Consider the following 12,984-nt stretch of genomic DNA (forward strand, 5'->3'; position numbering starts at 1 on the left):
GGCCACCTCCTACCTCTATGATACATGGTCTGCGAAATAATGCAAGGCTGTCGATTTCAGCGTTCCAGTTCGTTTTCCTCTCTAGGCGTTCGCACAGAATCGTCCTCGTTTACGACCTCGGCCTCACTCTCCAGCACCGGGGCATCATTGCCCACATTCAGCAGGGCATCCAGCTCGGCCAGGCGCGCGCTCTTGTCGTTAAGCTCCTGTTCCTGCAGAAAAGGCTGCTGCAGTTCCTCTTTGGCGCTGTCCAACTGGACGCGCAGCTGCTGTAGATTGTTGCGCAGACCGCTGACCTCCTGCGGCAGGGCAGCAACAACGTTTTGTAGGCGGACCATATTGCCGGCAGCGTCGCTGCCCAACTCTGTGGTATGGGTGGCCTGCCCGACCAGATGTGCCACAAACACCTTGGAAAGCGGCACATAGGCAACCGTGACTTCAAAGCCCGCATAGTGCCCCACCAAAACAGGATGGTCGGCCCGCACGGCAGCACCCACCAGCCCGAGCAGTGCCTTACCGGCATCCTCGCGCTTGTCGTAGGACGTGCCGTCCAGCTCAATGCTGAAAACCAGCTTGCCGTCCTTGTCATAGCTCTGACTGTCCTTGGCGGTCTGCATATCCTTCTCAAACGCCTGAATCCGGCATTCGGTGCCGCGGATCTCTCGCAGAAAGATGCCGGTCACGGCGTCCTCCAGTCGGTAGTGCTGGCTGTTGTAGGCGGCCTTCAGCGTGCGAAGCCGCGCAACCTGAATATCAAGGTCCATCTTTTCTTTGATCATCGGGTTTCCGGCAGCCAGCGCTTTTACCTCAGCGTAGGAGAGCGCAGCCTCGTCTAAATCCTCACAGCTGCGGGCAGGGGATTTTGACGTCATAATTTGCGAAATAAACTTCTGTTTGTTTTCGACCAACTGATAGCTGTAGGCGTCAAATGTGGCTTCGGTTATATAAATAAAGATAGAAACCTCTTTGTTCATGTTACCCTGCCGCACCATGCGTCCATTGCGCTGGGCAATATCGGCTGGCCGCCATGGGCAATCAAGGTGATGGAGTGCACACAGCCGCGTCTGTACGTTGGTGCCAGCGCCCATCTTCTGGGTGCTACCCATCAGCACGCGAACCGCACCGCTGCGGACTTTGCCGAACAGCTCAGCCTTCTTGGCTTCCGTATCGGCATCATGGATGAACTGTACCTCTTCTTTGGGAATGCCACGCGCCACCAGCTTGTCCCGAATATCGTTGTACACATCAAAGCCGTCCGCACGGGGTGTGCTCAAATCGCAGAAAATCATCTGCGTGGAGCGCTGCGCCTTTGTCTTTTCCCAAATGGTAAAGACCCGCTCCACGCAGGCATTCGCCTTGCTGTCGGGGTCATCGGGCAGAAGTGGATTCATCAGGCGCTGATCCAGCGCCAGCTTGCGGCCATCATTCGTGATGCGCAGCATGTTGTCCTCATTCGGGGCTACCAGGCGGTTCCGCACCGCCTCAGCCCGCTCACCCAGCGCCGCCACCATCTGCCGCTGCAGCTCGCTGGGCGGCAGCTTTACAATCGTGGGCTTGCCGCCCGTGATCTCGGGGACCGGCAGCTTCAGCATATCGGCGGTCTGAATGTCAGCACACTGCTTGAACATATTCATAAGCTCCGGCAGATTGTAGAACTTTGCAAACCGTGTTTTAGAACGGTAGCCGTTGCCCTCGGGGGCCAGCTCAATCGCGGTAATGCTCTCGCCAAACGTAGAGGCCCACGCATCAAAGTTCAGCAGGCCTTCCTGCTCCAAAAGTCCATATTGCAGATACCGCATCATGATGTACATCTCGGTCATCGAGTTGGAAATCGGCGTGCCGGTGGCAAAGACAATGCCGTGCCCGCCGGTCAGCTCGTCCATGTACATGCACTTCATATACATGTCGCTGGCCTTTTGGCTTTCGGTCTGTGAGATACCGGCCACGCGGGTCATCTTAGTGGTAACCATTGCATTTTTGAAGTAGTGTGCTTCGTCCACCATCAGACTGTCCACGCCCAGCTCCTCAAAGGAGATGACGTCATCCTTGCGGCTCTGGTCGTTGAGCTTGTCCAGCTTCCGTTGCAGTTGCTTTTTCATGCGCTCCATCTGCTTGATGGTAAAATTCTCGGCGCGCTGGGCCTTCAGTGCCGCGGTCTGTGCCACTACATCGTCGATTTGCTTTTGCAGGTACATTTTCTGCCGTTCATCGGAAAGCGGTATCTTTTCAAATTGGCTGTGCCCAATTACAATGATGTCAAAATTGCCGGTAGCAATGCGGGCACAAAATTTTTTGCGATTGGCCTTTTCGAAATCCGTTTTGCGCGCCACCAGAATTTCTGCGTTGGGGTAAAGCAACAGCGCCTCGGACGCCATCTGCTCGGTCAAATGATTGGGCACTACGATCAGTGTTTTATTGCAAAGGCCCAGGCGCTTCTTCTCCATAGCGCTGGCGACCATCTCGAACGTCTTCCCAGCCCCTACCTCATGTGCCAGCAGTACGTTGTTGCCGTACAGCACATGGGCAATGGCGTTGCGCTGATGTGGCCGCAGCGTAATTTCCGGGTTCATGCCGGGAAAGCGCAGATTGCTGCCGTCGTATTCCCGCGGGCGGATGCAGTTGAATTTGCTGTTGTACAGGCTTACCAGCGCTTGCCGCCGCTGCGGCTCCTTGAAAATCCATTCTTCAAACTTGTCTTTTATCAAGCATTGCTTTGCGTAGGCAGCCTCGGTGGCGGCGTGGTTCAGTACGCTTTTTTTGTTTCCCTCTGCGTCGGTAACTGTATCAAACACCTGCACAGGCCGCAGGTTCAGCGCGGCCTCGGTGATTTCATAGGCATTCTTGCGGTTTGTGCCGTAGGTGATGGTTGCCTTGATGCTGCCGTTGCCGTAGCGCTTGTTCGTGATATTCCACTCACCGGTGAACGACGCAAACAGCACCTTCACGGAAAGTCGTGTAGACAGCGGCGGTTCCAAAAGCTCCATGAGGAAATCCTTAATATATTCAGGCGGTATCCAGGTAGCACCCAGACGCACCGCAATCTCGCTGGCGTCGAGGTCCTTCGGCTGTACCTGCTCCAGCGCCTTCACATTGACCTGATAGTCCGGGTCGGACGCTGCGGCCAGCCGGGCAACAGCCAGCTTTTGTCGCACATTGCCGGAAAGATATTCGTCAGCCGGCAGATAGACCGGCTCGGATTGCTCCGGGTCACTGAAGATAACGCCGGTCAAATCGCGTATAATTTCGTCCTGCGATTTTCCCGTGACCTGTGCCATGTAGGTAAGGTCCACACGGGCCTTCTCGGTCAGGCTCAGCACCAGCGCTTCATCGGCGGTGTCCACATGGTCCACCACCTGGGCCGGGCGGATGGTCCGCTTCGTGAACATATCCGTCTTGCCCCTGTAATGGCCCTCGCTGTCGATATCCTCCAGCGAGCAGAGCAGGAAATACCCGGAATCCTCACGAAACGCCGAAGCCGTGCCGCGGCTGTTGATTAGCCCATACGTATCGTGGTAGGAATCATACTGGGCGGTCAGCTGCGCTTGCAAAGCGGCAATCGTTTCATCGGGCAGATTGTCCAGCTGTGCCCGAATCAGCTCCCGGCAGGTATCCCGCAGAGGAACCAGCGCCTTGATGCGGGCTAACGCGGAGGTGCTGGCCTTCACGGCGCGCATTTTGGAATTTTCACGGTAATAAACTGTGTCGTCTTTAACAACATAGCTGAAATTTCGTGAGCCGAGGTCAGCGCCGAGCGTGACGCTTTCCTCCTGCGCGTCCTCCCGGTCATCTGCCAGCGTGTACTCGGCCTGTAAATTGGCAAGGGCCGTGTCAAGCTGACCTTCCAGTGATGTGCCATTTTCCAGAGGTGCGCAGGTGGGTCGCTGCCCGTAGGGGCCGCTGACCATCTGCATCTCGCCGCAGATCATCTCGGGATGGTCGATGAAATACCGGTTCAGCGGAATGCCGTCGGCAGTCTCGCCCACATGAATCCATGGCGCGTCCTGCTCCAAAACCCGCCCACGCTTTTGCAGAAACAGAATGTCCGAGGTAACGGTTGTACCTGCCTGTGCGGTAAAGGTATTGTTGGGCAGCCGCACCGCGCTGATCAAATCACAGCGGGCGGCCAGATACCGGCGCACGCCTTCGGACTTTTTATCCATCGTGCCGGAGGTCGTTATAAACGCCATAATGCCGCCGACGCGGAGTTTATCTACGGTTTTGGCTAGAAAGTAATCGTGAATTTGAAAGTGCAGCTTGTCATATTGACGGTCCGTAACCTGATACTGTCCAAACGGAACATTGCCGATAGCCAAATCAAAGAAGCTGTTCGGCAGGTCGGCCTTTTCGTAGCCGCAGATTTGAATTTTGGCTTTCTGGTATAACTGCTGCGCGATGCGGCCCGATACACTGTCCAACTCGACGCCGTAGAGTTTTGCATTGTTCGTATCAAAGCTGCCGCTGCGGTGCCCAAAGAACGCACCTACACCCATGCTGGGCTCCAGCACATTGCCGCCCACGCAGCCCATGCGTGTCAGCGTGCGGTACATGGCATGGATGACGGCAGGCGGGGTATAAAACGCTGTCAGCGTGGATTCCTGCGCGGCGGCGTATTCCTCCGGCGTCAGCAGTTCTTTCAGCTGCGTGTACTCGCTGTGCCAGTTGTCTTTATTAGGGTCAAAGGCATCGGAAAGACCGCCCCAGCCGAGATACCCGGCCAGAACATCCTGCTCGGCCTCTGTGGCCGGTGTGCCGCGCTGCTCGATTTGCTTGAGTGTCCGAATTGCGTTCAGATTGGCAACAAACTTGGCCTTTGCCCCTGTGGGAATCTCCGGCTCATAGGGTGCAAGGTAGTTGGTGGGGGCTTGCGCGGCGGTCTCGTCGGTAGGAAGGGCGTTTTCCTGCGGCTCGTGTTCTTCCACCTCGTCGAGGTCTATTTCCATGAGGCTGTCAAAATCAAGATTGGAGAGAACCGCCTGGTTCAGATCATCGAGCGAGCCATACCGTTCCTGCGCGTAGAGAGTGTCGTCCACCAGCTTGGTGACAGTGCAGTGCTCCAAATCAGCATACACCTGAATGACGTGCTTCTCATCCTCAGTGGTGGTATAGCCCAAATCGATTCGTGTCAGGTCGGAAAAGTCCGGCTCGGTGATTTCAAATTCGTCCTTGAGATAATCCTCAATGTAGGATAGCGCCTGTTCCGTCTGCGCTTGCACAAGAGCTTCGTGCTGCTGCTCGGAGAGCATCATGCCGCCGTTGCGCGGGTTGGCGTCCAGCTGCCGCTGAAACTCCTCCCGGCTGATGGCGCGTCCGATCAGGGGGACTTCCTCATCCCGTAGATGCACCTCAAACTGCCCGATGCGCTCAACGGTGAATCGGTGGTCATCCTCCAAGTAGACAACGCTGCCCTCGGCGCAAATCGGTCTGGTATCCGGTACGTTGCCGGGCTCATCGCGCACCACACTGGCAACTTTACGCTGCTCGGCAGCCCATGCGGGATACTGTTCCAGCTCCTGCGGCGTCAGAAAGCGCTGCATCTCGATCAGATAAGCAATGCGCTTGGCTGCGGCCCGCCATAGCAGCCTGCGCTCAAAGCGTCCTTCCTCATTTGTCAAAATCAACTTCAATCCGGCAGGGCCGTGGTCCACCCAGCCGTGCGCACCATTTTGGTAGTCCCATGACCTGCCGCCACTGCCGTATTCCTTCTTCAAAAAAGCGGCGTGGTCGTCCTGCGTGGTGGTGAACTGCTGATAAATGCGAAATTTGCTGTTTTCAAAATTGCTGCCCACTGCCAGAGCCAGGTTAATTTCCTCGTCCGTGATAACGCTGCCGTCATCCATCTGCGGGGCATTGTACTCTGCAACGGGCAGGGCAGAGCGAATGACGGTTTCCTGCTTTTCCGGGGTGAGAAAATCATCCTTTTCCAACCTGTCATCTTCCGCGCTCGTCGGCGAACCGTCAGTCAGTTCAAAGGAAAGCTGTTCCTCTACCTGCGGCAGTTTCTTCGGGTCTATGGTCGCAATCAGCTCATGCTGTTCAATCAAGTCGTTCAGCGCATTGGCCACGGCACGCCACGACAGCAGCGTTTCCGCGCTGCGGGTCAGATACGCGCCCTGCCAGACAAGCAGGCCATTGTTCTGCCTGTGAAAGCCCACGCGGGTATCATCGGCCAGCAAAAGCTCTGTAAAAATATCCTTGTAGCTTTCCCGCACAAAGCGCAGCCGGTCAATGAGCAGGGGATTCTTATTATAAAAAGTAAGATACTCGGCGTTATCTGCCCGGGAAGAAGTCTCTGCCGCCAGCAGCTGCGGCAGTAGGTCAGCCGGAAATTCAGGCAAAGCAAAAGCGGAGGGCGATTGCTCGCTCTCCGCCTGTGCGGGGGATTCTGTCAGATTTCGTACAACATCGGAAGGACTGCTTCCTCCGCCTGCTTCTTCAGACTGTTGGTCAGCTGTGCCCAGCCCAGCGGGTTCGTCCTGCGGTCCGGCATCGGGGTGGTCTGCATCAGCTCGCGCAGGGTCTTGTCCACCATCCGCTGTGCTGTCCGTCCGATTCGGCTGCAGCTCGTCAGCAGCGTGCCCTCCAGCATCAGCTGGTCGCAGAGCGTCGGCTCGTTCTGTTCCAGATATTCCAGACGCAGCCTCGCGTAGCGGTTCAGGTACGGGTTCGGCTGGTTCGGCAGGGAAAGGCTCGGAATCAGGTAGCCTTCGCGGTTCTTCGTGTACGTCATGAGTAACGGCCTCCTCTCGGCTGTTCAATTGTGTTGGTGTGCTTTCATTATGAACTGGTTCGTGCGGTATTGCAATGCTGTCACGGTTTAGTCGCAGCGCCCCGCGCCCAATGTCATTCAGCATCGGTTCTGCGGCGGCCTGTACATAGCCGCCCAAGCAGAGTGAAATCTGACAGGTGTCGAACTGGCTGACGCTTTGAAATGCCGGAAAATCCTCGTCCTGCACCGGCAGCCCGATTCGCAGCAGTGCCATGTAGACAGCGCTTTGTGTGACCAGTGCCTGCAAGAGCTGCATCTGCTCGTCAGGCTGCGCCCATTGCAGCGTGCTGTCCGGCACATTGCGTTCCAGCATACGGCGGGCACGATCTGCATCGTTGGAGACGCCATCCTGCGCCAGCGCCGTCAGCCAGTCATCGGGTTTGCCTTGCAGGAGCAGCGGGCGCGTTGTGTCCGTGACCTCCCACGGCCCGCCGGTGCGCGTCTGGCTCAATGGTGTGGTATCGCCGATGGCAAAGACCGGCTTTGTCACCGCCACGCCCTGTCGGCGCTGCAGCACGGTGATGCATCTGCTGCCGCGCATGACCAGCCGGTTCGCCTTCGTATTCCAGTATTCCATGCTGGCACAGGCTGCGGCGTCGGGCCGCTGGGCGTGAATCAGCAGTTGGTTCAGATAGGTGGTGTGATAGTTGTGGGCGGCAGTGTACAAAAAGCTCTGCCACGCCTGCGGCGATGCTGTGACCCGCACGGCCTCCTGCCGAGCCAGCTGAAATATATCCTGCGGTTTCGGCATCTTGACACCTACCTTTCTAATTCATCTAAATTGTGCTCCTGCCGCTCAACTTCCATATCATGAAGCTCCGGCAGCAGTCGGCTTACATCTTTAAAGCCAACGGCATCCACATACAGGGCTTCGGCTTTATCACCGCGCTCCATGACGATCAGATCACTGACGGACAAAGACGGCATACTGTTGGCGCAGGGGCGGTCATCATAATTAAAATCCCGGAAGCACTTGTCCGGTGTGTAGTCCCGGGGCATGTTTGCCACATAGGCACAGCGGTAATCGGTGGCCTTCAGCTTGTTTTGGGCGTAGTCATAATCCGTAAAGCGATATTCGCAAGTGTAATGTGGAATTTGATATATCAGCAGTCTGTCCAACTTGTCACCCGGCTGCGGATGCTCCGGCTCAACATAACAGCCTCTTTTGAAGCACTGATTTGCATACTGCTGGATGTGGCAGAAACGACTACCTACGTAAAAGTGTGTATCGTCAACTGTCTGCACATCTTTCACCAGCTGTGAACCATCCGCGTAGTTTTCAATAATGCGCTGACCATTGCGCACCTGAAACAACTGCTGCCCATCACGGTTCAGAAAACGTGAGAAGCGAAGTGCGCTGCAAAGCTCCGGTGCATTGGCCCACTCGGTTATGTGGATGTCTTTACCAACATGTACCTTTGTGTGACCATTTTCTTCCGTGTAGTAGTGAGGCCGGATACGATCTACGCCAACTGCCGTCACAAGCTGCTTTGCCATTTCAATGAGCTGCTTGTCATTGCGATCTGCAAAGGGACCACGGTAATCATCACACAGGTAATTGACGCCGTTCCGCACCTGTATGATGGTTACTGCGCCATCCGGGTTACGGCGGTCAATTCCAACAGTCAGGCGCGGGTAGGGAAGATTGGTGCGCTCGTTCCAGGTGTACTCGTTGTTGTATGGCATTTCTCTCAACTGCTTGTAGCGCTTCATCAAATCAGCAGTATTGGAAAAGAACTCCGTCGGAGCTTGTTCTTCAAACTGTTGCGGAAAGACGTGCGACATGAAATCGGGAATCAGGTAATATCTGTACTCTGCCATTTCAACGCTCCAGACTGGTTTGTTTTTCCGGCATAAGATGGCGGGAGTTTCGTTCCAGAAGCTGCATGATGATTCCTACCATCTGTTCTTGTGTGCAGCCGGCGGGAAAGTAGCGGGCAATTTTGCTGATGCTGATGGTCAGCGTAGGGTCGCGGGGTGGTACACTGGGCTTTTTCGAACCCATGATTTCCAGCAGCTTGCCATGATCCAGCGCACCTTCCTTGCTGGCGGCCTTGAGCTTCTGTGCTTGTGATAACGACGGTGAGCAGGACTGAGATTCAATGTAATCGAGGAAATCATTCTGCTCGGAGGGGGAAAGGTAAGAAAGCTCGACGGCGGGGTTGAACTTCAGGCTACCGTCGTCGACTTTCTTTTGCAGGTCTGGGACGAGGCTATTTAAGCGAATATACCGTCTAACTTGCATACGACTATCGCCAGCTTCTTTACCCACGATGTCAGCGCTTTCCAACTTCCGCCCAACTTGGGCGGAAGTTAAATCTTGTCGTGCTCCTTGGCGACTGATAGCTTCCAGCTTCATCGCATACGCCCTGGCCTTCTCCATCGGGCTGATATGCTCTCTCTGAATATTTGAATCGACCATATCAATAATCGCCTGGTCATCATCAATATCCCGCACCTGAACCTTGACCCTATCCAGCCCGGCTCGTTGTGCTGCGTGGAACCGCCTGTGCCCACTGATGATCTCATACCCGCCCTCTGCGCGGCGGCGCACGGTCAGGTTGGTGAGCACACCGTTCTCCCGGATGCTGTCCACCAGCTTCTGCATGTCCTCATCGTCACGCACCTCAAACGGATGCCCAACGAACGGATGCAGCTCGGAAAGCGGCACCTCTGTGACCAAATCGCCGCTTTCCCGCTGCCTGTCAGCCTCCGAGGAAAACATATCATCGATTGAGGGCATCTTCATCGCGTTCAAAAACTTGTTCTTCGCGGCCATAGCCGGATACCTCCTTCGCAAATTCAATATAGGCCTTTGCACTGTTGCTTTTCGGGTCGTACAGAATCGTCGGCTCTGCATTGGCCTGGCTCTCCTGTACCTTCACGTTTCTGGGAATCTCCGTTGTGAAAACGTGAATCTTATTGCCGTAGGTGCTGCGGACCTGCCCGCAGTAGTGGTCGGAAACGTTCGTGTGCTCGGTCATTGTCAGCAAGATGCCCTTCACGCGCAGCCCGGGGTTGATCTTACGCTGCACATTGGCAATGGAGGACGTCAGCTGCGACATGCCCACAACGGAGAATGGCTGTGCCTGCATCGGAATAATGATTTCATTCGCGGCGGCCAGCGCATTGGGCAGCAGCAGGCCAACAGAGGGGGAACAGTCGATCAGACAGTAGTCGTACTGATTGTTGTACTGCTCCAGGCAGGATTTCAGAAGCACCTCGCGGCACATCATCGTGCCCATGGCCAGCTCAAAGCCCGCCAGCCGTAGGTTGGACGGGATAAAATCCACCCGTGCGGCAGCCTCCTTGCGTCCGGTCTGGTAGACACACTCCCGATTTCCTATCGGCTTTTCACAGGAGGTCTTCATCAGCAGCTCCGTAATGGTTTGGTCAAGGTCCTTTTCCGGTGGGATACCGCAGTAGCAGGAAAGATTGCCCTGCGGGTCAAAGTCCACCATCAGGACGCGGTAGCCCTGCTGGGTCAGGGCAATGCCGAGGTTATACGTTGTGGTCGTTTTCCCCGTGCCGCCCTTCTGGTTTGCGATTGCGATTGTTTTCATCTTGTTTCCTCCAAAATATCATCCATGCTGATGCAGTGCGCGCGGTATTCCTGCATGTACTGCACCAGCGTGTCGTTGTAATCCTTGCCCACCGGCGGCGGGCGGTCCTCTACAGCTTTGCCGCTGCCCGCAAGGTGCGCAATAATATCCTGCGTTCGGGTCCGCCCTGCGTTGTCGTTGTCCAGACAGAGGACGATTTTGCGGACTGACGGAAAATACTTCAAAAACGCATCCAGCGCGGCATAGTCTGTGCCGCCCAGCGCCAGATAATGGACACTGCGCCATGACCTCGTGTGCTGTATGAGCTTTAGAGACGCACCGGACATAGCGTCAATGGGGGCCTCGTATACCTCAACCGTGTCGGCCTTAGTGCTGGCCTGTATGTAGAACGGGTAAATTTTCTTGCTTCCGGGAATATCGCGCCGGAATTGCAGCTGCGTACAGCCACGCAAGCTGCCGCCTTTCGCAACGCCCTCACCATCACGTCCAACAAATACGCAGTTCGGGTGATTTTTGAAGCTAGTTTGGTACAAAATGCCCTCCTTGCGGCAGAACGCTAGTACATTGGGGTGGATACAGCGCCAACGCAGATACGCCATAGCGGAATAGCTGTTTGTGTCCGGCTCGGGCAGCTTGAAATCTCGCGGCGCTTCCGGTTCAGCGCGTGGCTGCGGCAGACTTACAGGTTGGGAAGAATGAACCACGCCGCCTTGGATGCGGTTGATTTTCCGCACGGCCTCCACATAGGGCACCTTCTCGACGTCGATCAGATACTTCAGCGCCGTGCGTCCGCGCAGGCCGATGCAGTGCCAGCACCAAAGGCTGTCTTTGCTGATGGTCAGCGAACTGTGTACCTTGTGGCGGTATTCCTTGCCCACGAGCTTCAGGTTGCCTGGCTCAACGAGTTTGAAGTAGGTCAGCAGGTCCAACTCCTTCGCCCGCGCGATTTCTTCCTTCGTCACCCCGGCCATACTCTACACCCCGTATTCTGTTTTTCAATCTGTTTTCTGTATCGTTCTAATCAGTCTAATTACTATCAGTCTTATTTGCGTGTGATAATCACATCTCCAGAAGTGTGAAAATCACACTTCAAGAAATGTGATTTTCACATTTCTTGATTTATGACGAAACAGCAAAGTTTTTCACATAAATCAAGCTGGGCTTTCCCAGCCCCTGGCGCTTGCGCTCAATCAGACCTGCATCCTTTTCCAGCTCGAGCATCAGGCGGCAGGCCTTCTGGTTGGCACAGCTCAGGGCCTCCATGATTTCCTCGGTTGTGAAGATGATGTAGACCCGGCTCTGTTCATCCAGCCAGTGATTCTTGACCGACAGGCTCATGCGGTCCAGCAGGATACCGTACAGGACCTTGGCGTCGGTGGACAGCGGCTTGAACTGCGGGTCTGTGAACAGCACCTTGGGGATGCGATAGAATGAGAACTGCTCGGCCTGACTGCCGTAAAAGTAGTCAAATTGCATGGTTGCTTCTCCAAAAAGCGCGCACTCGAATAAGCCTGACAGAATACCGTGTTTTTGGCATCCTAACCGGGCCTTATAAATAAGGTTGTGTGTGGCATTTTACCGTTCCAGTTCCTGTTGGCTCTGAGTATGCTCGTGGGCATGGCCCCAGGTTTTCAGCAGGGAGAATATCGTGTTCTGCATCTGCTCGGGCGTATAGCCGGGAGGGAAGAACCTCTGTACGTCAGATTGATTCAAGAAAAACTTCTGCCTTTGATTGGGCTTCTGCTCGGTGAGCAGGGTATGCAGGTAGTGCTCCGTCAGTGTGCCGCTATGGCTCATCTCCTTAAGGCGGCGGGACTGCACCAGAGAAGGTGTGGCCTCGCAAAGCTCCATCTCGGCCTGCAGCCACCGCTGGTGCTCAGGCGTCATGTAGGAGATCTCTACCGCGGGGTTGAACGCCATGCGGGATTCATCGACCATTTGCAGGATGGGGGAGATGAGATGCGTTAGTCGAATATAACGTTGCACCGTCTTATAGCTTTCGCCGGATGACGAACCAATTTGAGAACCTGTTCGACGGTCATCTAACTTCGGGACAACTTGTCCCGAAGTTGCCCGTCCCTGATGCTTCATCGCATCCATCTTCATTTTATACGCAAACGCCTTCTCACTCGGTAGTACATGCTCGCGCTGGATATTGCTGTTCACCATTAAAATGGTAGCTTCATCATCCGTCAGCTCCTGCACGCGGACCGGCACCTTCTCAATGCCCAGCTCCCGGCAGGCCTCACATCTGCGGTGTCCGCTGATGATCTCATAACCACCCTCGGGTCTGCTGCGCACGATCAGCGGAACAATAACGCCGCTTTCCCGGATGCTGTCCACCAGCTCATTCATCTCCATATCCTTGCGGACATGGAACGGATGGTTGGCAAAGGTATGCAGCAGCGCAGGGGAGACGTTCAATTCCAAGCTATTCGGCATGATTTATTCCTTCTTTCCTTCCTTTATCAGTCACAAAGCAAAATATATTTATAAAATTCGTACATTTCTATTGACATTCTCGGTACAGTCAGTTATAATAATCAAGCTGATTCGAGACAGCCCGGTTGACCGGGTGTAGCGCAGTTTGGTAGCGCGCTTGAATGGGGTTCAAGAGGCCGTGAGTTCGACTCTCGCCACTCGGACCAAAGATGG

Annotated in this window: 6 protein-coding genes, 1 tRNA gene and 1 pseudogene; 1 reads left to right on the forward strand and 7 read right to left on the reverse strand. The window is 55.2% G+C overall.

The window, feature by feature from the left end; genetic code table 11:
* Window positions 1-56: 56 nt before the first annotated feature.
* From B5D32_RS12245 to B5D32_RS12285, 7 genes and pseudogenes are all read right to left on the reverse strand, one after another.
* Complete coding sequence (locus B5D32_RS12245) at window positions 57-7,517, reverse strand: helicase-like domain-containing protein (RefSeq protein WP_242943460.1); 7,461 nt, start codon at window positions 7,515-7,517, stop codon at window positions 57-59.
* Between the two features lie 8 nt (window positions 7,518-7,525).
* Window positions 7,526-8,587 (reverse strand): YodL domain-containing protein, encoded by a 1,062-nt coding sequence (locus B5D32_RS12260; protein ID WP_078785294.1) that lies wholly within the window; start codon window positions 8,585-8,587, stop codon window positions 7,526-7,528.
* 1 nt (window position 8,588) lies between these two features.
* Window positions 8,589-9,545, reverse strand: coding sequence for a ParB/RepB/Spo0J family partition protein (locus B5D32_RS12265; protein WP_242943461.1), 957 nt, complete (start codon window positions 9,543-9,545; stop codon window positions 8,589-8,591).
* Window positions 9,493-10,329 (reverse strand): ParA family protein, encoded by an 837-nt coding sequence (locus tag B5D32_RS12270; RefSeq protein WP_078785295.1) that lies wholly within the window; start codon window positions 10,327-10,329, stop codon window positions 9,493-9,495. Before B5D32_RS12270 ends, B5D32_RS12265 begins: the two co-directional genes overlap by 53 nt.
* The gene (locus B5D32_RS12275) at window positions 10,326-11,300 is read right to left on the reverse strand and encodes a toprim domain-containing protein (protein ID WP_078785296.1); all 975 of its coding nucleotides are present in this window, start codon (window positions 11,298-11,300) and stop codon (window positions 10,326-10,328) included. The genes B5D32_RS12270 and B5D32_RS12275 overlap by 4 nt, the downstream gene beginning before the upstream one ends.
* Window positions 11,301-11,451: 151 nt before the next feature.
* Window positions 11,452-11,805: pseudogene (locus B5D32_RS12280) on the reverse strand (replication initiator protein A); the annotation flags it as partial.
* A 99-nt stretch (window positions 11,806-11,904) separates the two neighbouring features.
* The gene (locus B5D32_RS12285; RefSeq protein WP_078785298.1) at window positions 11,905-12,771 is read right to left on the reverse strand and encodes a ParB/RepB/Spo0J family partition protein; all 867 of its coding nucleotides are present in this window, start codon (window positions 12,769-12,771) and stop codon (window positions 11,905-11,907) included.
* 129 nt (window positions 12,772-12,900) lie between these two features.
* On the opposite strand from B5D32_RS12285, the gene B5D32_RS12290 reads away from it, so the two are divergent.
* Window positions 12,901-12,977 (forward strand) — tRNA-Pro (locus B5D32_RS12290).
* Window positions 12,978-12,984 lie beyond the last annotated feature (7 nt).

This window comes from Gemmiger formicilis (genome assembly GCF_900167555.1).
GTDB lineage: Bacteria > Bacillota > Clostridia > Oscillospirales > Ruminococcaceae > Gemmiger > Gemmiger formicilis.